General features: G+C 35.7%; 14 protein-coding genes. 7 read left to right on the top strand and 7 right to left on the bottom strand.

Annotation, left to right across the window (positions count from 1 at the left end; genetic code table 11):
• The first annotated feature begins 8 nt into the window (after positions 1 to 8).
• Positions 9 to 791 (top strand): TIM barrel protein, encoded by a 783-nt coding sequence (locus tag QP953_RS06260; protein WP_309554320.1) that lies wholly within the window; start codon positions 9 to 11, stop codon positions 789 to 791.
• Here the strand turns inward: QP953_RS06260 and QP953_RS06255 are convergent.
• Positions 788 to 5,995: a PAS domain S-box protein gene (locus tag QP953_RS06255; RefSeq protein ID WP_309554319.1), complete on the bottom strand. Its 5,208-nt coding sequence runs from the start codon at positions 5,993 to 5,995 to the stop codon at positions 788 to 790. The genes QP953_RS06260 and QP953_RS06255 overlap by 4 nt on opposite strands.
• A 694-nt stretch (positions 5,996 to 6,689) precedes the next feature.
• Here QP953_RS06255 and QP953_RS06250 point away from each other — a divergent pair.
• Positions 6,690 to 8,036 carry a sigma-54 dependent transcriptional regulator gene (locus QP953_RS06250; RefSeq protein ID WP_052596636.1) on the top strand — a complete coding sequence of 449 codons (1,347 nt, stop codon included), beginning with the start codon at positions 6,690 to 6,692 and terminating at the stop codon, positions 8,034 to 8,036.
• Between the two features lie 609 nt (positions 8,037 to 8,645).
• Positions 8,646 to 9,077, top strand: a complete 432-nt coding sequence (locus QP953_RS06245; RefSeq protein WP_309554318.1) for an ATP-binding protein — start codon at positions 8,646 to 8,648, stop codon at positions 9,075 to 9,077.
• A gap of 249 nt (positions 9,078 to 9,326) precedes the next feature.
• On the opposite strand, the gene QP953_RS06240 is transcribed toward QP953_RS06245, so the two are convergent.
• Positions 9,327 to 10,457 carry a hypothetical protein gene (locus QP953_RS06240; RefSeq protein WP_309554316.1) on the bottom strand — a complete coding sequence of 377 codons (1,131 nt, stop codon included), beginning with the start codon at positions 10,455 to 10,457 and terminating at the stop codon, positions 9,327 to 9,329.
• A 390-nt stretch (positions 10,458 to 10,847) separates the two neighbouring features.
• Here QP953_RS06240 and QP953_RS06235 point away from each other — a divergent pair, with 390 nt between their 5' ends.
• Positions 10,848 to 12,383 carry a DUF1800 domain-containing protein gene (locus tag QP953_RS06235; protein ID WP_309554315.1) on the top strand — a complete coding sequence of 512 codons (1,536 nt, stop codon included), beginning with the start codon at positions 10,848 to 10,850 and terminating at the stop codon, positions 12,381 to 12,383.
• A gap of 2 nt (positions 12,384 to 12,385) precedes the next feature.
• Positions 12,386 to 13,621, top strand: coding sequence for a DUF1501 domain-containing protein (locus QP953_RS06230; RefSeq protein WP_309554313.1), 1,236 nt, complete (start codon positions 12,386 to 12,388; stop codon positions 13,619 to 13,621).
• A 15-nt stretch (positions 13,622 to 13,636) separates the two neighbouring features.
• On the opposite strand, the gene QP953_RS06225 is transcribed toward QP953_RS06230, so the two are convergent.
• Together QP953_RS06225 and QP953_RS06220 are read right to left on the bottom strand one after the other, a co-directional pair.
• Positions 13,637 to 14,533: a hypothetical protein gene (locus tag QP953_RS06225; RefSeq protein WP_052596627.1), complete on the bottom strand. Its 897-nt coding sequence runs from the start codon at positions 14,531 to 14,533 to the stop codon at positions 13,637 to 13,639.
• 13 nt (positions 14,534 to 14,546) lie between these two features.
• Positions 14,547 to 16,538, bottom strand: a complete 1,992-nt coding sequence (locus QP953_RS06220) for a glycosyltransferase family 2 protein (RefSeq protein ID WP_052596624.1) — start codon at positions 16,536 to 16,538, stop codon at positions 14,547 to 14,549.
• Positions 16,539 to 16,902: 364 nt separating this feature from the next.
• Between QP953_RS06220 and QP953_RS06215 the strand changes: the two genes are divergently transcribed.
• Positions 16,903 to 17,346: an Hsp20/alpha crystallin family protein gene (locus QP953_RS06215; protein ID WP_309554311.1), complete on the top strand. Its 444-nt coding sequence runs from the start codon at positions 16,903 to 16,905 to the stop codon at positions 17,344 to 17,346.
• A 224-nt stretch (positions 17,347 to 17,570) separates the two neighbouring features.
• Positions 17,571 to 19,100 (top strand): Do family serine endopeptidase, encoded by a 1,530-nt coding sequence (locus QP953_RS06210; RefSeq protein ID WP_309554310.1) that lies wholly within the window; start codon positions 17,571 to 17,573, stop codon positions 19,098 to 19,100.
• A 175-nt stretch (positions 19,101 to 19,275) separates the two neighbouring features.
• On the opposite strand, the gene ybeY is transcribed toward QP953_RS06210, so the two are convergent.
• From ybeY to QP953_RS06195, 3 genes are all read right to left on the bottom strand, one after another.
• Complete coding sequence (gene ybeY, locus QP953_RS06205) at positions 19,276 to 19,707, bottom strand: rRNA maturation RNase YbeY (protein WP_309554309.1); 432 nt, start codon at positions 19,705 to 19,707, stop codon at positions 19,276 to 19,278.
• Between the two features lie 117 nt (positions 19,708 to 19,824).
• The gene (locus QP953_RS06200) at positions 19,825 to 20,232 is read right to left on the bottom strand and encodes an ATP-binding protein (RefSeq protein ID WP_052596616.1); all 408 of its coding nucleotides are present in this window, start codon (positions 20,230 to 20,232) and stop codon (positions 19,825 to 19,827) included.
• Positions 20,233 to 20,388: 156 nt separating this feature from the next.
• Positions 20,389 to 23,865 carry a DUF4175 family protein gene (locus tag QP953_RS06195; RefSeq protein WP_309554307.1) on the bottom strand — a complete coding sequence of 1,159 codons (3,477 nt, stop codon included), beginning with the start codon at positions 23,863 to 23,865 and terminating at the stop codon, positions 20,389 to 20,391.
• Positions 23,866 to 24,179: the final 314 nt, after the last annotated feature.

Here is a 24,179-nt window from a genome sequence, read left to right as displayed (position 1 = left end):
ATACCACCATGAAAATTCCGCTTTTAGTTTCTGTTGCAAAAGTCACTCCTGAAGTTCTAACCCGCTTGGAAAATGCCAACGTCGGCATTGAGCTGTCTTATTTTTCTTACCCATCGTCATTAGAAGCGCCAGATTTAGAACAGCAAATTCAAGCATATCAACTTATGCTAAAAGATTTTACGCAACCTATTACCATGCATGGAGCTTTTTACGATTTATCTATGACCGCAAGAGATCCCAAAATTGTTGCGGTTAGTCGGTTCAGAATCAATCAATCTTTGGATATAGCTATACAATTAGGTATAAAAAAACTGGTTTTTCATACCAACTACAGCCACTCTCGACGACCAGGATACAAAGATTTTTGGATAGATAAACAAGTAGCATTTTGGAAAACATTTATTCCCAAAATAGAGCAATACGATTTATGCCTTCACCTTGAAAATACGCAAGAAGAAGATCATAGTTTTATAGGGGGCATTTTAGATCGTCTCCACCATCTCAATTTCAAAACCTGTTATGACACAGGACATAGTCATTGCTTTACCAAAGCTCAAAATCGCCCCTTGAGTTGGGTCAAAGGATATAGCGATCACTTGGCGTATATCCATTTGCACAGCAATGACGGCACCATAGATCAACACGTTGCCTTTACCAAAGGAAGTGTCAATTTTGATGGTTTTTTCGAAGCTATTCAAGCTTTAGAAAAGCCTCCCTATTTAGTGATAGAGGTCGCTCATCGAGAAGATTTTTTACTTTCTCTAGAGGCATTAAGAGCACTTGGATTTTAGGTCAATTCTTTCTCAATAGCTGCCATCAAATCAGGTACGGCAGCATTCATCATCTGATACTGTTTTTTTAAAGTACCCATAGAGGTTTCCGTATCCAACAGCTGGCTAATACCATCACAGATTTGGTACCAATCGTCTAAGTGCAACAACTCTAAATTTGGTTTTATTTTGTGCAAATGCTTACGAATAACAGAACGGTCATTTTTATCAAAAGCCAAATCCATATTTTGGCAAAATTTCGATAATTCCTCTTTAAATAAAAGTAATAATTCCTTTGCCAACTGTTCGTTACCATCTGTTACAGTTAACAAATGCTCAAAATGATTCTGATATTTTTTTTCGTTTGCGGCAGTTGTTTTTGTTAAGGTATTGGATGTATTAGCAATCCGTTTAGGGTGCTCTAGCCTTTTGTGTGTATACTTTATAATAATCGTTCTTAATTCTTCTATTTTAAATGGCTTCGCAATATAGTCGTTCATTCCTATATCAAAACACTTTTCTTTTTCCTTGCTCAATGCATGTGCAGACATGGCAATAATTGGAGTGATTATCTTTCTTTTTCTAATTTCTAAAGTAGCAGCAATGCCATCCATTTTAGGCATTTGTATATCCATCAGAATTAAATCGTAGGAGTTTTCAGAAAGTTTCACCAAAGCCTCTTCGCCATTATTTGCCAAATCACAATCACAGTGCAGCATATTTAAGTAAATTAATGCAAGTTCTTGATTGACTAAATTGTCCTCTACAACCAATATTTTTAAATTTTCTCCTAGTTGAGGCTCCAGAGCAAATTGTTCGGCATCACTCTCTTCTGATGTTAAAGCCCTATCAGCTGCTGCCCTAAACGGCAAATAGAAATAAAAAATAGAGCCTTTTCCTAATTTACTTTCTACTCCTATCTCTCCCCCCATTAACAAAACCAATTTCTTAGAAATACTGAGTCCCAACCCAGTACCACCATACTCCCTCGTTGTATAACTTTCTGCCTGCGTAAAAGTCTCAAAAATAGCGTCTAATTTATCTGCGGCGATACCTATCCCAGTATCTTTTACCTCAAAAAACAGATGTTGATCCACCAATTTTACGGTTAAGTAAATAGAACCAATTTTTGTAAATTTGACAGCATTTCCCACCAAATTAATCAAAATCTGAGAAAGGCGGTCGGGCACTCCCCATACCTTTTTAGGAATCTGAGCATCTACTTCAACAATCAATTTCAATTGTTTATTCTCGATGTCTACCCTCAAAATACTAAGGCTGTCTTCTATTCGTTTCCTCAAATCAAAGGCTACTTCATCCAACTGAAACTTTCCAGACTCTATTTTAGAAACATCCAAAATATCGTTTACAACAACCAATAAGTTTTCGGCTGAGCTATAAATACTTTGCGCATAATTGCGCTGTGTTGTATCCATTGAAGTTTGTAGTAATAATCTAGAAAAACCTAATACCCCACTCATTGGTGTTCGGATTTCATGGCTCATATTTGCCAAGAAATCTTCTTTGATTTTGGCATTTTTAATTGCCTCCTCTTTGGCTTGTCTCAAATCTTCTTCTAGCTGTTTCCGATCTGTAATATCTGCCTGTATAACAATATACTGAGTCACTTCACCATCTGCATTCAAGAAAGGAACACTAGAGGTATACGTCCAATAAAAAGAACCATCTTTAGCCCTTTCTTTGATTTCTCCTTGCCAAATTTTTCCAGACTCAATCGTCGCTCTTAAATCCTCCCAAAAAGTATCCGAATGATGAAATGAGTCCAGAATTTCATGGTGTTGCCCAATGACATCTTCTCGGTTATAACCTGATATTTCACAAAATTTATCATTTACAGAAACAATTTTCTCATCCCTACTCACAATCATCACAATAGCCGTTTGATTGAGCGTATAAGTCAAATCTTCAATTTTCTTAGTAGCATTTTTCTCTTCTGTTATATCTCTAGTAATGGAATAAATCAACTCTTTTTCTTTATCTAGAACAATACGCCAAGACATCCAACGGTATTCATTACATTGAGTACGGCAACGATTCTCAAAATTCATAATATCCTCCCCTTCCATCAAGCGAACAAACTGTTTCCTAGTATTTTCTACATCATCAGGATGAATTAAATCTAACAAGGGTTGAGCAAATAATTCTTTTTTAGTATATCCTAAAGCTTTTGAAAAAGCAGGGTTAATTCTCTTGACATAACCATCTGGTGTTACCACAGAAATCATGTCAATTGACAGGTTAAAAAAGCGATCTAGTTCTGCGCTGCGTTCCTCTATTTCTGCTATGTGCAACTGTTGTTGTTGGTACAATTTAGCAAACTCGGCTTCGTTGCTTTGCTCCAACTCTTCTTCCAAACGTTTCTTTTCAGTTATATCTCTCTGTATAACAATATACTGAGAAACAACGCCCTGCTCATCTAAGAATGGAACAACAGCAGTATCGACCCAGTAATAAGAATCATATTTCGTTTTGTTTTTTAATTCTCCTTTCCAAACATCCCCTCGTTCGACCGTTTCCCAAAGATTTTGAAGAAACCACTTAGAATGATAATTAGAATCTGTCATTTGAAAATCACAGCCAATAAGTTCTTCTTCTGTGTATTTGGACAATGAGCAGAAATTAGCATTTGCAGTCATTATTTTAGCATCTTTGTTAATGGTCAACACCATTGCAGACTGATCCAATGCATACTTTAAGTCTTGGATTTCTTTTAGAGATTTTCTCAAATTATCCTCTCCTATCCGTTGCTCGGTAATATCTTGAATCGTTCCAATTGAACGCCAAGGACGTCCTTCTTCATCAAATTCGGCTCGACAACGCTCATTGACATATTTTAATTTGCCATTAGGTAACAACAAACGATAAGTAATATGATACGGTTTTTGGGTTCTAACCAATTCTAAATAAGAAGCATGCGCTCTTTCTCTATCTTCAGGGTGTAAATGTTGTAAGAAATTGGCTTCACTAGGAGTGATAAGAGCTGGGCTAGTTTCAAAAATATGATACAATTGTTCCGACCAGATCTCCTCCCCAGTCAAGTGATTTAATTCCCAATATCCTATGTTTGCAATGCCTTGTGCCTCCGCCAACCTTCTCTCACTACGCTCCACCAGCTCTTTTGCAGCGGCCAATGTCTCTCGTTCTTTTATGACATCAGCAATCCGTTTTTGTTCCGTAATATCACTTTCAATAACAATATATTTAGACAATCCATCACTATCCAAAAAAGGCGTAATCGAGGTTGATCGCCAATACAACTGATTATTTTTTTTATAACCTGGTATTTCATATAGAGATGCTTTGTTTTGAGTAGCATTTGCTTTTAATTCTTCTTCAAAAGTCTCTGTATAGTCTGCCCCTTCTAACAATACACCAATTTTTTTACCAACCGCCTCTTCAGAAGTGTAACCTGTCATTTTTTCAAAACCTTCGTTGACCCACTCTATACGCACCTGCTCATCCAAAATAATAACCGCATTATCTGTTTTTTGAGCCACAAAAGACAATTTTTGTAATTCTGCCTCTTGTTTTTTTCGTTCCGTAATATCTGTTATTGTTGCCAACTCATATTCTTCGTCTAGTTTACAAACACGCACAAACACAGGAAAAGTAGAGCCATCTTTTTTTCTATGGATTCCTTCTATTTCTAATACTTCACCAATTTCTAAAGCATCATACATGGTATCTCTAAAGTGATGCTCTGCCGAATGGACTTCAATATCCAGCAAGTTCAGTTCTAGAAATTCTTCTTTGGAATAACCATAAAACTCACAAGCTCGTTGATTGATATCTACTAGTTTAAAATCTTTAATACGACTCTTAAACATAAAATCAGGAGACAACCCAAAAAGCGTTTCCAATTGATCTTTTGACTTTTGTAATGCTCTTTCTGCTGATTTTTCCTCAGATATATCTCTGATAACAGCTTGAATAACTCGTTCTCCTCTATAAAAAATAGCCGAAAGAGATACTTCCGCATCAAAAACTTCTCCTGTACTTCGCTTGTGAAGCCAGTAAAAACGACAAGCCCCATGCTCAAAAGCATACGCTATTTTTTCGTTAGCAGCCTTAAATGAGCATTTCCCATTAGGTTGAAATTCTGGCGATAATGCAGAAGCATTTAATTTCGAAAAGATCGACTTATTTTTAATAGCAAACATTTCCAAGGTCTTGGAATTACAGTCAAAGAACTTGCCCGATGTATACAGCATAACCGCATCATTCGAGCCATTAAAAATAGCCTTAAATTTATCGTTCGTCTCTTTTAATAATCTTTCAGAAGCTTTTTTTTCGGTAATATCTTCTGCTACTCCAATTAAAAACAAGGGTTTTCCTTCTACATCTCGAACAACTGTCTTTTGAGTATGCAATAAAATGGGGTCAGAATCACCATGAAGGACTTCTTCTGGAACATCAATGACGCCTCCCTTTTCAGTTGCCTCAATATCTTTTTTTCTAAACCAATCTGCTTCTTCTTTAGAAAACAAGTCGTAATCAGTCTTTCCGATACAAGTTCCTGGAGCTGTATTAAACAATTTTTCAGCAGCTCGATTGCACAATAAAAACTTGTAATCATTATTAACATCTTTGGCAAATACTGCAATAGGCAAAGTATTAAGTATAGAAGACAACAAGTCTTCATTATTAGCCAACTGCTCTGCCACAATCCTACGTTCTGTAATATCCTGAAAAACACCATACAAACGAACACATTTGCCATCTTTCATTTCAGCTTTGCCAACAGTCCTAATCCAAACCTCCTCTCCTTTTTGGTTAATCAAAGGAATTTCTACATCATAACCTTCTCCAGTTTTAATGGCTCGTTGCACCAAATATTGCATCTTTTCTTTTGCTGGTCCTTCCTTATACAGGTTGAGAACATTTTTTATATTCAAGGCAATTCCACTAGCTTCTTCACCAGTTGCACTGATAATAGAACTCCAATCTATGTTTTCAGTCGACACATCTAATTCCCATACGCCAACTTGAGCTTCTTGACTTGCTTCTTTCAACAAGCTTCTTATTTGTAGTAGCTCTTTTTTTTCTAACTCCAATTCAATTTGCCGAATCTGTGCTTCTTTCAGTAAGTGTTGAAGAATAGCAGGGTCTTTGGGAAATTCATCTTCCCGATACTTTGAAGCCCATGTTTCTTCAGCCTTTTTTTTAAAATCGCTTGTTTTAAAACCTATCATATGTTTCTCCATGCTATTGACTCAAAACAATTTTCGCCAAGGTGTTTTTGTAATTCTTACTAAGTTACAGAATATTCAAACAAAAGACAATAAGAAAAAGAAACAAGCTTCAATAGTTTTTTGGTAAAAAGGAGTATATTGTACCTCTCAATACAAACACAATTACTCTAGTTGATAGAGTTAAATCAGTTGGTAAAACACTATTTGCTTACTAAAAATAGTTGGCGATACCGCTACTTTGTGGTCATTAAAACCACAACGGAACAACAATAGCTAGCTAAGCTTGCCAAACTAGCTTATGCTAGTGGCACTAAGGCGCTGTTCTTAACCAAAAGGAATAATGAACGTCCCAAAAGTAACAGCGCAGCTAATTATTATACTAAAAACTAGTAAAGTTTATTAGAGTTAAACCAATTGTAATAGTTGCCTATTTATTTAGTCAATCATTCAACGGACATCATCACCAAATTAATTGTTAAATAAAATAGAAGCATAAAGAATGTTTAGCCATATTGGTCATAAATCCTAAGCGTCCCTCTAGGTACATTAGTTGTGCTCTTTGTTTCTTGCACGCCTCAATTCTCTAGGATTATGTTTCGTTCACATGTTTTCTAATAATTTTAGAAACAATTGCTTGATGTCTAATTGTTTTGTGTAGCATGAGTTCTTGATTATCATTCTTCTTGCATCAAAAAAAGCACTTTTAATGGAATACAGTCGTAGTCTTCGGATTTTTATTGTTGAAGATGACCCAATGCAACAACGTTTAATCAAATATGTTATGGAAAGTAATCCAGAACATGAGGTCCATACTTTTGATACGGGGCAAGACTGCCTAGACCATCTTCATTTACAACCTCAACTCATTTCTTTGGATTACAATTTACCCGATTTGGGCGGAGCCGAAGTGCTTCAAAAAATCAAACAATTCAATCCTGAAATTAGGGTGATTGTTCTATCTGGACAGAAAAATATTAGTACTGCTATCGACCTGCTCAAACAAGGAGCAAACGACTATATTACTAAAGATACAGGCATGAAGGAACGACTTCGAAGTTCTGTTGAATTGATCAAACAAAATATCCAATTAAAAGAAGAAGTTGGTGTTTTAAGAGAACAACTTGCCAAACAATTTAATTCTAGTGATATTATAGGGCAAAGCCCCGCTATCAAAGCAGTTTGTAAATTAACAGAAAAAGCCGCCCAAAGCAATATTGTTACCTCTATCACTGGAGATACAGGCACTGGCAAGGAAGTTATTGCCAAAAGTATTCATTACAATTCTCCTCGAAGAAAAAAGCGATTTGTTGCTGTCAATATGGCTGCCATTCCTAAGGAACTCATAGAAAGTGAGCTATTTGGACATGAAAAAGGAGCTTTTACTGGTGCAATCACAACCAAACAAGGCAAATTTGAATTGGCAGATGGAGGAACTTTGTTCTTAGACGAGATTGGCGATTTAGATTTGTCTGTACAAGCTAAATTGCTCAGAGCCTTGCAAGAGCAAGAAATTACTAGAATTGGAGGAAATAAATCCATCAAGTTTAATGCAAAAATTATTACGGCTACGCACAAAAATCTTTTTGATGAAGTGCACAAAGGCAACTTTAGAGAAGATTTGTATTATCGTCTACTCGGCTTGTCTATCAAACTCCCCCCTTTAAAAGATCGTGGAAATGATATTCTTATTTTGAGCAAACATTTCTTAAGAAACTACGCCAAAGATAATAAGGTAGAAGTCAAAACACTATCTCAAGAAGCCAAAGATGCTTTGCTAAATTATAACTTCCCTGGTAATGTTCGAGAACTAAAATCTATCATCGAGCTAGCAATGGTGCTCTCCGACGAAAAGCAAATTAAAAAAGAGCACTTACAACTACGAAGTAAACAAAAGCGGTTTAGCTTGCTTGATGGAGAAATGACCATGCGAGATTATACTAAAAAAATTATTCGCCATTATTTAGAAAAACACAATAATGATGTCACTTTGGTCTCTAAAAAGTTAGAAATTGGACGTTCTACCATCTACAAATTGCTAAAAGAAGACTCTTGATGCCGTTTTGTTATTTTAAAGCACTTTTTTTATCCAAAATGTCTCTACTAGAAACACCTTTGTCTACCAGATGGATTAAATTCCACCAACAAAAATACATAAAAGACTAATATTCAACTTTTTATTTTTTGGCTCGGTTTTATACTTATAGATAGCAACTATCCTTTTTATATTGATAGTTAGTTTAATGGAACTTTTAGACTAAGTGCAACTGGTAGATTGATGTTTTACCAAATAGAATGGGGATTCTTTTTGAGGTGCTAAATCGTAGGACAGTTTAGTATTATGGTAAAAATAACTCATATATCAGTTGCATTCTTTTTGCAACAATTTATGTAGGTTTAACATTAAGCCTATCATCAATCAAATAGAAAAATAGTACTCGTACTAATTTCAAGCATTTTAAGATTAATTTTATTCCCCCAACACATATAAGTGTAGCAGACCATGTAAGTTGCTATGAAACCAAATAACTTGAAAAAGTTATTAATCACTTCCAATTTTACTCGGGCGATGATTCCCCCCGGATCATCAGCCCTTTTCTTATCAAAAATAGAGTTTCTTAAGCCCGCTTAATTTTCTTATTTGTATTTAATGGCTATGAATAACATGGATACACAAAAAACTATCTCTAAGAAAAAAATAACCATATATTCCTCTTTAGAAACTACAAAAGCTATTTCTAGTTTAGAGCAATTTGCCAATATGTATGAAATACCTGTTGTTGTCATTCAAAAAATTAATATTGCCGTCAAAGAACTCCTATCTAGTATTTTAGATTATACAGCTTTCAAATCCCAAGAAACAGCTATTGATCTAGTATTTTCTTTATCCAATACTGGCAAGCTAATCATAGAATTGCAGTATAAAGGAATAGCTTTCAACCCTTTTTTTCCTACCAATCAAGTTCGTAAAGAACACTCTATTCTAGAAGACATCGGAAGCCTAGGACTACATTTGGTACGAAAATGCATGGACACCTACTACTATCAACGAGACAACCAATTAAATACTGTTTTTATGTGCAAGAATCGGGTCTAATGTTATAGTAGTTCGTTGATTAGTTCGCTACGCTCATGAGGGCGCAAGCTTAGTTTTTTACTTTTTTACCAAAAAGATAAAAAAGCACATTTATATTAGTTTGATAATCAAAATTTTAACACAAAACACAACAAAGACACAAGTTGCTAATTATCAACTGCGCAGCACTCACGAAGTAAACCAATAAAGTTTAGCTGCGCTGCTACTCCGTGGTTTCAACGAACTATTGATGTTAATAAAAATAGAGTTCTACTCACCCTGTCCTTCTTTTTTCCAAACTTCTATTTGTAAGTCATCTATATAAATCGGATCCAAATTATTATTCCAAGGGTAAATTTTAAGAACATCTGTTTCTTTAGCATCTTCAGGTATTTGTTTCCACATCACCAAGTTCACCCATTTTCCATAAGCCTGTCTATCTCCTTTTTTTAATCTAGGGTCTATTGCCAACCCTTCCCAAAACAACTGCTTGCCATCTCGTTCTAAAGAAATAACCATATTAGCGGATTTGGCTACTTGCCTTACGTGGTGTTTTTTTAACCCAGCAAAAGCAACCTTCACATAATCACCAGGTTGAATTTTGGCAGATGCCAACGTTCCTGAATATCCTTTGCCGTATTGTGCTCTGCCTTCTTGACTAGACAAGACACAAGAGAATAAACCTCTTGCTGCTGTTTCTTTCGTTGTTTGCCCTGCCAAATCGCTCGTTTCATAATTTTGCTCTGTAACAATATGACTCCAAATCACACCTTCAGGCTTTAGTGCCTTTGTTGTCCATGTTTCTACAGTAAAATCATCTAAGTACAAATCTCCACCTACAGGGTTCCAAGGGTAAATTTTCAAACGGTCACCTTCTTGCACCTCCTTAGGCACCTCATACCAAACAGACAGTGTTTCCCATTTATCAACAAACTGCTTATTTTGTTCTTTTAGTAAATCTTGAATTGGATAAGTTGTATAATTTAACACAGAATCGCCTCTTTCAAAACTAACCACAAGAATTCCTTTTACATCCTCAGGTTTGACAATTACTTTTGAAGGTTTCATGCACGCAAAAGAAATACGATACCACTCCCCTTCTTTCTCCCCTTGCACAGTAGCATCTACACCTGGACCAAACGCCCGTTTATTACTTAATTTAAAATAAAGTCCTGAAGATTCAGACTGCTTATGTTCATTGCCATATTCTGTTGGATCTCCATTTTGGGGCACCCAATTATAATCGTTATCATACATCAAATAATCAAATCGAACACCATCTGGCTGAACAACAGCTTTAGGGAAAGTAACATTTTTATCAATTGTTGAGTAATCTTCTCCACAACTCCACAAAAAAGACACACTTAGAACAATTAAGATATTTTTTATATTTACTTTCATTTTAATAAAATTGATGTTTAAGAATAGCCTACTGAAACCTCCTAATCATGGCGAACGTAGACCCCCCTATGGGAAATTCCATAAATAAAGCCAGCCAAGCTAAGCAGTCTAACAGGTCTTGCCAGCCACTACTACAAATATAATTATTATATTTTAAGTAGAATGTCCTTCGCTCTGTTTTGTCTTGGCATTCCTTTTGAATTCACTTTTAATAGTAAAGGATTAGCCCCTTGTCTTTTCTTCTCTACATTACTTTAGTTAGTAGTTAGCTACGCTGCTACTTCGTGGTTTCAACGAACTATTGCTTAGTAGAAACGCAATTAGTCAATACGTTTTTTTACAGCGTAATGTTTAATCCCAAAATTACTTTTTCTTAAATTTTTCTTCCTAATGAATCGAAAAATACTCCATAGAATCGGATTTGGTCCCAATAGACAGAGTTTAGAGCGTATCAATACAATTGGTTTTGAAGCCTATCTTGAAGAACAGCTAAATCCTTCTAATCAAGAGTCACCAAAATTAGTTGAACAACGAAGAAAATTCAAATTCATTCAAGAGGAGTCGGAGGCAGTAGGGCAACCATTTAGATTTCTTGATGCCCAACTCTCTGAGCTTTGGGCATTGGTAAAAAAAGAAGCACATCAAACAATACCTGCTGCTGAAGTAATCATTAATACCTGCCTCAATGCGATCTACAGTCCTTGGCAACTTAGAGAAGTGATGGTTCATTTTTGGCACAACCACTTCAATGTCAGTATTCATGCAGATGAACGCATTGCTGCAACATTGCCCTTATATGACAAAGCTGTTATTCGTAAAAATTGCTTTGGAAATTTTAGAACCTTTTTAGAGGATGTAGCCACTAGTCAAGCAATGTTATTTTATTTAAACAATGCCTCTAGTCGAGCTAGTCCTGCCAATGAGAATTTTGCAAGAGAACTCTTTGAGTTGCATACCTTGGGCAAAGACAACTATCTCAATCATATTTATAACAAATGGCGAGATGTTCCAGGTGCGACAGAAGGTCAGGCAATTGGTTATATTGATGAGGATATTTACGAAGCAGCCCGTGCCTTTACAGGATGGACGGTTGCTGATGGGGCTTGGACAGAAAATGGAGATAAACCTCATACAGGAGAGTTTTTATACCTAGAAAAATGGCACGACAATTATCAAAAACGAATTCTAGGGGTAGAGTTTGAAGCAAACCAAGGACCATTGGCTGATGGACGGAAAGTATTAGACTTACTCGCAGCACACCCAGGAACGGCTCGTTTTATCTGCCAAAAGTTGTGCATTCGTTTTATAGCCGATGATCCTCCTGAGTCAATTATCACGAAAGCAACCCAAACATGGATGCAAGAACAAGATTCTCCACATCAAATTCGGGCTGTGCTCAAAACCATCCTTTTATCCAAAGAATTTCGTCATGCTCTAGGCAATAAAATTAAAAATCCTTTTGAATTACTTTGTTCTATGGTTCGAATATTGGACTTGGATTTTATGCCCAATCTCAACCTACAATGGATGTTAGAACAAATGGGCTATCATTTATTTTCTTGGACTACGCCTACAGGACATCCCGATCAAGCCTCTTATTGGCTCAATAGTAATATGATGCTCAAACGCTGGAATAGCATCCCATCTATTCTATTTGATAATTGGCATAAAATGGCAACATTTGACGTAGATGACTTGCTTCCTCCTTCGGTGCAAAGCAGTAAAGAAATTGTTCAATTTTTTGTTCAGAAAATACTAGGTAATACACAACAACTTTCCCAAGAACAGCGACTCATTCGTATTCTACTAACAGAAGATCAAACAGAAGATGATCCGCCACGTACTTATGGTAAAGAAGATCGCCAATATCGCTTTGCTCATCTCATTGCTCTTATTTTGATGTCACCTCAATTTCAATACCGTTAATTATGATGATAAATAGAAGAAATTTCCTAAAAGGCTTGGGTGCTAGTGTCGCTTTATCTAGCATTCCAGGCGTGCAAAGCTTTGCTTACAATCCTTTGCACCTCAACAATCCAAAAGATGAGATTTTTGTCTTTGTTTTTTTAAAGGGAGGATGTGATGCGCTAAATTTTGTTGCTCCAATGGGTGATCATCATTATGCCAATGCTAGGCTAAAGAGCTTACAAGTTCCAGAAAATGCGACATTGACACTAAAAAATGGCTTGAGAGGACTTGACTTTAATATTCATCCAAAGGCAAGCGCCTTGAAGGAGCTATACGATAATGGCGATATGGCTATTGTTCATGCTGTAGGATTATTAAATGGCACTAGGAGTCATTTTGAGGCAACTAAACTGATTGAACAAGGCTTGTCTAAAAACAACAGTAGTGCCCAAGGCTGGATGACTCGTTATTTTGAAACCATTTCAAACACAGGAACTTTGCCTGCTGTCTCGGTTGGAAACAATGGTCTATCTCCTGCCTTAAAAGGCTACTCTCAAGCCATTTCAATTGATTCTATTCAAGAATTCAAACTAATTGGTGAACCTATTTTGCAAGAAGTATTAACCGAATTTTACCAAGGAGATACCATGCTACATCAAGCTGGTCAACAAACACTTTCCACGATTCAAATGCTACAGAAAAAACAAACCGAACACCCTCCTTATCATCCAGAACACGGAGCCGATTATCCTAGTACATGGGCTATCAAAGACTTTGCAAATTCCTTAAAAAATTTAGCGCACTTAATCAAACTAGATACAGGCGTTCATTTTGCTACCGTAGAGTATGATGGCTGGGATCATCACGAAAATCAAGCCTACCATTTTCCTCTGCGCCTAGAAGGACTTTCAAACGCATTGGCAGCTTTTTATAATGACATGACGAAATATCACTCTAAACTAACCATCGTTGTTATGAGTGAATTTGGTCGAAGATTAAAATCAAATCGTAGTGGAGGGACAGACCATGGCTATGGAGGGCTTGCATTAATTTTAGGTGGACAAGTAAAGGGTGGAAAAATGTATGGGAAATGGCCTGGATTGTCAAGCCATCAATTAAACAACCATGTAGATTTAGAAATCACAACAGATTACAGAACTATTTTAAGTGAAATACTACAAAAGCAAATGAAGCATCAACATGTAGAAACTGTATTTCCTCATTTTGACACAGCTCAAATGCTTGGTTTCTTATAGAAGTTCTTTAAAATTCTATCGTTGTGTGGAATCAGATGTCGGAAATAGTTTTTCTTTTATCTTATACAAAGCTCTCCAAAAATAAATATTGGCTTTTACTAAAATATAAAAAACAAAAGCAAAAGGACGCAAAACATTAAAAAATATACTCTTACGCAGCGATATTTCGGGGACAGAATGGTTAAACAAACCATAATAAAGATAAGTTTGGTATTCCAAATGTACTTGCCCTTCTTGCTCAAACTGCCTAAACAGTTGTTCCAATTCCTCTAAAGCCTTAGGAGGCATCTCTAATTGTTCTTTCTCCAAAGTCATTTGGTAGTACTGCTTTAACATAGACCAATCAAGCCACTGTTGATTTTTAAATTTCTGTTGAGCAAAACCATTACTATAAAATTCTTCCAAACGATTTTTATCTGGAAGTTTTGCTAATATCCCCTCCTCATTGTGATAATGTTTTAAGAAGGTAAGATACGCATTGGTAAATGTTTTAGGAATGCCTAATAATTTATTCTGCAAGACAAGTACATAACTGTTTAATCTTAAAATACGCTCAAACTCGATCCCCATACGAAGAGCATCGTATTTATTAAACGTCTCATCAATGCACAAACAATCAATTGAATCTTCCTCTATATTGGTCAGAATAGGCAAGGCATTTAAGCTCAAAAAATTAGTTTTATCTCGAAGCTTGTCTTTTAAATAGACATGATATTGGGGATCTGAGGAAACAGAACAGACCAAATGAACGTGTTTGTGTAGCAATTTGCTCAACTGACCATTATGCGTATGAACATCCATGACAACATACTTCTTGCCCAATTGCAGTTCGGTTTTCAGAAATTCCAACACTGTTAAAGGATACTGTGGAGACAGCTCAAATATATTTTCATAGAAAGTTGTGGCATTCATACATTCAATTTCCTTAAGTTTTCTTAGGAGCGTAAACAGGTATTTCTTGGCGCCCTAATTCTCGCCAAGCCTGTATTATTATACTAAAATCGGCACTACTAGTATAATCCTTTGCATAGAACAAATTAATTCGATGAAGAGTTTGTTCCTCTGTCGGTTTTATTTTAAGTGTGTCTATAGGTGTCAAAATAGCATGGAGCAATTGGGGTAATTTTGAATTGTTTGAATTCGGCACATACCCTACCCATGTTTTTTTTCTTGTTAATACCAAAATTATATTACGAAAGAAGCCTAATCGATTCTTTATAAAAAGAAAAAGAATGGGAGACAAAACAAGGAAAAATAAACTATAAACGATATCTAAGAGCTGTTTGTTTCGTTGTTGAATAGAGTTTGCAATATTAAAATTAATATCTACTGCATACAAGTCTCCTGCGCTATTTTTTGAGTTCGAACCAATGATGTAAGTGCTATTTTGAGGCACAATTTTGTAATTCATACCTGGTCCTAATCGAGTCATCCAATAGATAATTTGTTCAAAACTAATGTTCTTTCCACAGAAAATCAGTTCATTGACCTTATAAAAATGAGTCAGTGACTCCAAGTCGTTGACATCTCCTAATAACGCTGCTAAATTAGCCTCTCCAGTTGTGCCAACCGTCCCTATAAAATTAAAATCTACATGCGCTTGATAGAGTAAATTTAACACACGCTTGCTTTCCTGCTCGTCCCCTACAATTACAACATTTCGCTGTTGAGAAGTACTCCAAAAAATCGTGTTATTTTGCAACAAAGAAACCAAACTTCGATTCAAATAAGCGGCTATAATCGTCCAAAGAGTTCCCAATAAGATTAACATTCTAGAAGAACGAAGCTCTTGAGGGAATAAAGCATAAATGGAGGTGATAGCAACCATACCCAACAATACTCCTGTCAAAACATGTTTTGTCCTAGCATGTTTGTCATACCCCCCTCTCAAATAAATTCCACCAATCCACATTAGAACATAAAAAGGGAAATTGAAATAAATCAATGTTGGATTACTATCATAATAACTAGCATCTTGGAATCGAATGTGCGCCCAAATATCCTTGATAACAATCAAACCACCATAAGCTACTAGAGCATCCAAGACAAATAAAGAACCTCGTTTAAGAAAATTGGATAGCAAGGTCAAGAAAGCTCTGAAATAAATTGCAAATTGAAGCATCAAGATAAACAACCCCGCTTTAGAGCCTTGAAAATGCTTTTGAGTAAAGATGATCATTGCCTCATAGAAAGTTTTTACGTAATTCAAACTTCCTTTTTTAGTGCTTTCTCCTTTGTAATGAATTATTGTTGTATCTGAGTAATAATAATTTTTATACCCACCTTTGATAATTCGATACGACAAATCAATATCTTCCCCATACATAAAAAACGCTTCATCCCAATACCCAACCTCATCCAATACTTTCTTCGGAACGAGCATAAAGGCACCTGACAATACATCTATTTCATGATTTTCATCCTTGTCTAAATAGCCCAAATGATACCGATTAAAACGCTTCGACTTTGGAAATAACTTGGAAAACCCAAAGGTTTTGTAAAATGCTACTTCTGGCGACGGAAAACCTCGTTTGGATTCTGGCAAGAAAACTCCCGTTCCATCAATCATTTTGACCCCTAACCCACCAATTTGAGGGTTTTCGCTCATAAAGTCAATTACTTGCTCAAAGGTATCTTCTCGAACAACTGTATCAGGGTTTAAAAATAAAATATACGCTCCTTTTGCTATTTCTATCCCTTGATTATTTGCCGTAGCAAATCCTGTATTTTGTGTATTGGCAATTAACCGAACCCAAGGAAATTTTTCTTGAACCATACTCACAGAGTTGTCCCTAGAGTTGTTATCCACAACAATGACTTCTGTTTCGACATGTTGAGCAGCCTTTTGAACAGACAATAAGGTCTGCTCTAAAAAATAAGGTACTTTGTAACTAACAATAATAACTGATAGTTTCATTTTGTTCGGAGTCGCCAAGCGATTTGGTATTGGATATTTTACAATGGTTCTGAATGTATTTGCTAAGTTAATGTACGCTCAACCTAGCCAACTATTCTACAATTAAACATCTTATAAGAAGGCGCTAAGATACCAAAGAAATTACGTTTTGTCGCATTGTCTTTCAGTTTTGACAAAAGAATAACGTCCTTTTTGTTGATCAAGTCTCTTTAAGATAAATCGAATGACAAAATTTCAAAAAAACAAGACATATTGTCACTTCATTACAGCGTAAAAATGTCATTATGACACCAAAAATCAATTGGCACAGCACTTGAAAAATACTAAGTGACATTCAATTAGTTAAAACATTAAATTTTTAGTTATGTTACCAGTAAAAAGTAATTTGCTACCAACTGTCTCTAAATTTTTTGACGACGATTGGAATTCATTATTTAATTGGTCAAATCGAAATTTTGCCAACAACCGCAACACATTGCCTTCTGTAAACATTAAAGAAACAACAGATGAATATTGTGTAGAAGTGGCTGCCCCTGGTATGAAAAAAGAAGATTTTCATATAGAATTGGACAATAACACCTTGACCATTAAAAGCGAAGTCGAACACGAAAATGAAGCCACAGAAGGGGAAAACTTCACTCGTAAAGAGTTTTGTTACCAATCCTTCCAACGCTCGTTTAATCTAAATAATAGAGTAGTTGACGATAGCAATATAAAAGCAACTTATCAAGACGGAATTTTAAGCTTAACCTTACCTAAAAAAGAGGAAGCTAAAAAGAAACCTGCCCGTCAAATTGAAATTTCTTAGATTATTACCAATATAACCAGACAGCGCCTCCATGCTGTCTGGCATTTTTATGCTCATAATACATTATGAATGAATAGCAATGCCCACTCTCTATGTAAGAAATAGGTGCTATTATTAATTTATTAAATGATAGAATTTTAGTTTGCTCTCTCATAATCAACAAACTAAAATAGCTTACATACTACTATTTTCACATAACATTCAAGTAATAAAAAATTGCAATCATGAAAAAAAATCTTATTTTTTCAGGTTTGATTGCTTTGGTAATCAGCCTATCTACAGTTAGTATTTTTTCATATCTCAATGCTAACCATTCTAACAAGACGGTCAAAATAGAACACATCAATCATACCGCTAGCAAAAATGCCGTTTACTCAATGGACGATGCAGGCAATGTCATACCTTTAGATTTTAATGCTACTGCTGAAAAAGTATTGGATGCTGTGGTGCATATTAAATCAACGCAGATTTATCCCAGTCGAAATTCATCGTTTCAAGAGATCCCCGCACCACTTCAAGATCTTTTTGGCAATAATCTAGAGCAATTTTTTGGTCCTAACCCTAGATTTAGAACCCCTCCTACTCACCCTAGATCAAATCAAGCTCCAACTAGAGTTGGTACAGGTTCTGGGGTGATCATTAATCAAGAAGGCTATATTGTCACCAACAATCATGTGATTGCAAATGCTGATGATGTAGAAGTCACCTTGCATGATAACAGAACCTATAAAGCAACAATCATTGGAACAGATCCTTCTACTGACTTAGCACTCTTACAGATAAAGGAAAAAGACTTGCCTAGTGTTCCCTTTGTCAACTCAGACCAAGTCAAAACAGGACAATGGGTACTTGCTGTTGGCAACCCGATGGGTTTAAATTCAACAGTAACAGCAGGCATCGTTAGCGCAAAAGGAAGAAGTATTAATATCTTAAAAGATAAATACGCTGTTGAAAATTTTATTCAAACAGATGCAGCTATTAATCCAGGAAATAGTGGTGGTGCCCTTGTTAATCTTGAAGGAGGTTTGGTTGGCATTAACACAGCTATTGCTAGTCCTACAGGTTCTTTTGCTGGATATGGGTTTGCCATTCCTGCCAACATTGTATCTAAGGTCGTGCAAGACCTTATTGAATATGGAGTTGTTCAGAGAGGAGTCTTAGGAATTATGATTCGTACCATCGATGGGAACTTTGCCAAAGAAAAAGAGTTGAATTTAACACAAGGAGTCTATGTCGATAGCCTTTTAAAAAACAGTGCTGCCGCTAAAGCAAATGTACAAATTGGAGATGTTATTACAGCCGTAAATGGGATTCAAGTTAAGACAAGTTCTGATTTGCAAGAAATTGTCGCTCGACATCGCCCTGGAGAATCTATCCAGCTTTCGATTGATCGAAATGGCAATACCCAAACTATTGATGTGATTTTGAACAATAGGGACGGAAATACAAAGCTCTTGGATAAATCAAGTAGAACAACCATAAAAACTCTTGGTGCTGAAGTAGAAAATATTAGTGCTGACTTAGCCGAAAAATTAGGTATTGATGGAGGGGTAAAAATTCGAAAAATTCATGCTGGCAAACTAAGTAAACAAACTCAAATGAGAGATGGCTTTATTGTCACACATATTGATGGAAAAACGATTCACTCTGTTGAAGAATTTACCAAAATTTTAGCTCAAAAAAGTGGTGGGGTCATGCTAGAAGGAGTTTATGAAGAGGTTCCAGGTGCTTATTATTATGCCTTTGGAATATAACTCATTCATTAATAACCACCTATTAGTCTATGTTAGCATAAGAGGTTTATCTTAAAAAGTTCATTCTGCTCTATTGCTATCAACAAGTTGTCAATCATAAAAAGACAGTGAGGTCAAAAACTTCACTGTTTTTTTTATCATTAAACCCAATCCAATAAGGTATTATTAAGAACAGCTAATTCGACACCAAAATAGTATCCAATAGCTCCAAATATTGATTTTCTTTCTCTGTCATCAATGCTTTGTCCTTGGGTTCTTTGTCTTTGTACCCCATCAAATGCAACAATCCATGTACCATCACACGATGTAATTCACGGTTAGGAGTAACGCCAAAGATTCCAGCATTTTCTGCCGTTCTTTCAACACTAATAAAAACATCCCCTTCTACAAAGTCCTCATTATATTGAAAAGTAATGACATCTGTATAGGTATCATGTTGTAGGTGTTCTACATTCATTTTATACAAATAAGCATCGCTACAAAAGATATAAGCAACATTTGCCAAGATCCAATTTTCATTTTTAATGACCTGTTTTAGCCATGTTTGAATTATAGTAGAGTCCTCCAACTCAAAATCAATTCCTTCGGAATGAAAGGTAAGTTCCATATCTATTTTTTATAATCTAAAATTTTAGAGGCTACCCAAACCAAAACAATCCCGACTAAGTTTTTTAACTTAGTCGGGATTCAGTGTCAAACACCTAAGTTTGATGCACCTATATTTCTACTGCAAAGAAAATTCTAAGGTTACTAAACGCCCATCGTCACTAAAAGTAACGGCATCTGAAAGTTGTCTCATCAAAAACACACCACGTCCTCCAGGAGTAAGTATATTTTCGGGGGCAGTTGGATCAGGCAAAGTATCGGGATTAAATCCAGACCCCTCATCTTGAACCGTAAAGCAAATTTTTTGATTGGAACAGTTGGTAGAAACAAAAACTTTTTTTGCTGCTTTGGCACTGTTTCCATGTATAATAGCATTGCTCACGGCTTCTGTTAGAGTGATTAGCATATTACCATATAACTCTTGATTGATCTCATATTTTTGAACTACTTGAGTCACATAAGGTTCTACCTCTGCGATATTTTTAGGATGAGAATCAAGGGTTAAGTTAAGTGCAAGTTCAGTCATTAGAAAATGTTGGTTTTTAGTTTTTTAATCATCAACAATTGTGCATGGTTGGAAAATTGTTTATTTGTCTCCAAATGGCGGCAAATTTTAGTTAAATCCAATAATATTAAAGCTCCCTAATTCTTCAATATTAAATCCATTACACAGTAATTGATTTTAATTTAATGCTCTAAAATACTTTTCTACGAGATTTTTGTAATAAGGTTTCAAAGAAGGTGAAACAGTTTTAAACATTTCTACTTGACCTTGACGCTTTTTTAGATACTCCTCCAATGCTGGTGGCATTTTAGGAACATATTTATCTGGGCGTTCTGCTTTTCTTTTTTCATCCAATTCACGTTCACGTTCTGCATTTTCTGCTTGTAGCAAACGAGTTAAAATATCTTTTTGACGTTTTTGCATGTCGTTAGGCAAACGTTTGTTGACCAAATCCGTTTCTACCTTATCCATAGCATCTATCATTTCTTGCAATTCTTTTCCACCACCTTTCCCTTTTTTCTGACCTTTCTTTTTCGCATCCTGCAACGCTTTTCGGATGGCAGCTTGTTTGGCAGCCATTTGCGCAAATTGTTTTCCACCAGGCATTTTTCCCTGCTTCATCATCTCCTTCATTTTTTCCATTTGCTTATTCAGCTGCTCTTGCATTTGTCTCAAGCCCCCCATTCCAGGCTTTTTGCCATCTTTGCCCATACCTTGCCCCTGTCCACCAGGTTTTCCCTGCCCAGGTTTTTCACAAACTTGTGTTCCAGGCATCTGCTGCGCCATTTGTTGTTGCATTTGATCCATTGCTTCATTTAGCATCAAAGCCAAATCATTGACCCCAGTCATTGTATACTGTTGTTGTACAACAGCCGTACGTTTTTGGCGTTCTTCCAATGTTTCAACACTCTTTTTGAGCGTTTTCTTTACTTCTGTCACTTTTTCAGTAACAAACGCCTCGATTTGGTAAACACGTTTACTCAAAGCCTGCAAGCTATCTTCAATATGACGGAAGTCATCTTTCAACTTATCCTGCTTTTGCACTAATTTTACATAGGTTGGCGTATTAGCTATTGTAATATTAACGTCATCAATCAAATCTTCCTGTTCAAAAGACATGTCTACCAAATTCTCCAACAACTGGCGCATACTTTTAACATCTTGTTGCATCTGCTGCATCTGATTCATTTGCATCATTTCTTTCATCTCCTTAGACATTTCCTTCATCTTCTGAGCAGCATTTTTTTGAGATTTTGACGCTTTTTTATTATTCTTCTTTTGAAGTTGTTGGCTACTATTCTGAAGATTTTCCTGAACATCTTGCTCTTGCTGATCCATTTCCTCGCTATCCATGTCCATAGGACTTTCTAATTCTTCGTTTTTCTCCTTCGCCTCTTTTACCTTCTCCATTATTTGATCAAACTTCTTATTGATTTCTTCCTGCTTCTTCTCTAACTCCTCTTGGCTCATTTTCTTTTTATCTGCACCATCTTTCTTATCCTCTTGCTTTTTGTCTCCGTCACCATCCTTTTTATCTCCAGCATCTTTTTTATCTTCTTGATTTTCTTCTGTTTTTTCGTTTTCAGAAGCATTCTCTTCTGCTTGTTTGCTCAACTCCTCTTGTTCTTTAGCTAAAGAGTCCAATTCATTAACCGCATCTTCCATTGCCTTTTCGACCTCCATTTTCTTAAACAACTCCAACATACGGTCCAACTCCTTTTCCATTTCTTCCTCACTCATTTTAATTTCATCCAGTTGCTCTTTGAGTTTTTCTTGATCCATTTCATTCAACATTTCTTCCATTTCCTGGAACAACTCCTTCATTTCATCATTCATTACCTCATCAAACAACTTTTGAAGCATCTCCTGTTTTTCTGCAATTTCTTTGCTTACTTTCTGATACTCCTCCTGTTTTTGAATATTTTCATCAAAGTTGTCTTTTGCTTCTTGAATTTCCTCTTCAATCGCCTCTCTCTCCTTGATAAGTTTCTCCAATTCTCGACGATCTTGCCAATTCATATCTTTCTTTTGCAGAATTCTATTTTGCACTCGCTTAACATCATCGCCTAATTTCTTCATTTTCTTAATGGCATCTTCCAATTCATTCTTAATCTCAGCATTGTTCGTCGTCTCGTTTTCTTTCAATTCCTCTACGGTAGGCATTTCATAGTACATCACAGGAGTTTTTACCGATTTGCTACCACTGACACCATCGTTATCAAATGCTTGAAAATAGTAGCTCAATTTATCTCCAGGTCTTAGGTTTAAATCTTTTACATTAAGGATATGATCGTACGTTGTTTGCTTGCCTTTTGTGATTGCCATTGACATTTTATCTTCCTTAACAACCTGATCTTGGCGCTCAATTTTGTAATTAAAATTTAATGCTCTCAAACCATAATCATCTGACGCCTCCCCTACAAAGTAAACAATCTTATCGTTCAAGCTATCTCGATTAGATTGTACGTCTATTGATGGGTACATATCAGGAATTAACGTCAGAGAATAAGAAATAGAATCACCTGTTGGCAATTCTTTATTGCCAATAAATATTTTATAGGTTCCCTCTTTTAACACACGCTTTTTAATAGAAAAAGCAGCTTCGCCCACTTGAGTAGTTTCTGTTTTTTCTTTTTCTCCTGGAAATTGAACATTCAGAGTATTGGTGTTAATAGATTTAAACAACCAATCAATATTTGTCCCCACAGGTACTACCAAGTCTCCAATCCCCGTAATTGATTCATTTTTGCGCCCAGTATAAGAAGGATAATTTAAATTAATATCAAAATCCGCTACTTGAGGTTTTTCTAAGACATCAATATCATAACTTTTAGAAATCACTCCATTGGCAGTTAAATTAAATTTAGTGTCTTTGCGTAATTCTACAAATGTATATTTAAATGTATTGGGGCTTTTTTTCTCTAATTTATATTTATAATTATCAACCTCAATAAACACCTCATTGGGTAGTGCTTCTCCATCGACACGCACCTCTAAGTCATAATTGTTGTATTGCACCACTTTTCGCTCTTTATCTTCAACAATAAAACTAAATAGGGCTGCTTTTTCAAACTCTTTATTGTTATTAATAATACGACCAGCACTTTCTTCCAAAATATTAGATGAAAACAATAATAACAACAACAATAATAACGGAGGCAACGCATAGCGCAAATAACGTTTGTTTTCTTTCAAGTCAATGGCAGCTGTGAAAGGGACAGGCTTTAACGTCTGAATTTTCTGATTAATACTAGCCTCCACCAATGCAGAGTCCGCATAATTCATTTGTTCTTTTAGTTGTAATACATTCAGTAACTTATCTTTTACATTTCCAAAGTGACGACCAATAATTTTAGCAGCTTGTTCGTGAGAAATAACAGCTCCTAATTTAAAATATTGCAACAATGGTCGAAACACCAACGCTCCCAACGTTATAATACTGATTCCTAAGAAAGAGTAAAATAGTACTTTACGAAGCTGCATTGAAGAGGTTGTAGCTGTAAAGTAATAATACTCTAGCAATGAAAAGCTAATAAATGCTACTAATAAAACACCAATGCTATACAAACTCCCTCTAATAAGGTTGTTCATATAATATTTGCGAGTAAATTGGTCGATTTTCTCAATTAGGGATTGATAGTTACTATTTTGCATATTTTGTCCTCCTACTTTGATGTTTAAGGGATTTGACACGCTCCTCTTATGAACATGTCTAGCACATTAAGATACTTGTTTTCAAGCTAAATAGATGAGCTATTTAGAAAACTTTAACGTTTTTAACAGGATATTTGACATTCGTTTAATACAAGTATGAAATTGAATAAAGGGTGTCGTATAAAATAAAAGATAGATATTTTTTCTAATTAAGACAAAAAGCCGAAAAATAGCGAGCTATTTTATGGCGACATAAATTATTCCATTTCGTATTACCTCAAATTACTACTAAAAACAAAAAACAGCCATCTATT

The organism is Aureispira sp. CCB-E, assembly GCF_031326345.1.
In the GTDB taxonomy this organism is placed as follows: Bacteria; Bacteroidota; Bacteroidia; order Chitinophagales; family Saprospiraceae; genus Aureispira.
The sequence above is the reverse complement of the archived record's forward strand: the minus strand, read 5'-3'. Positions and strand labels throughout refer to the sequence as shown.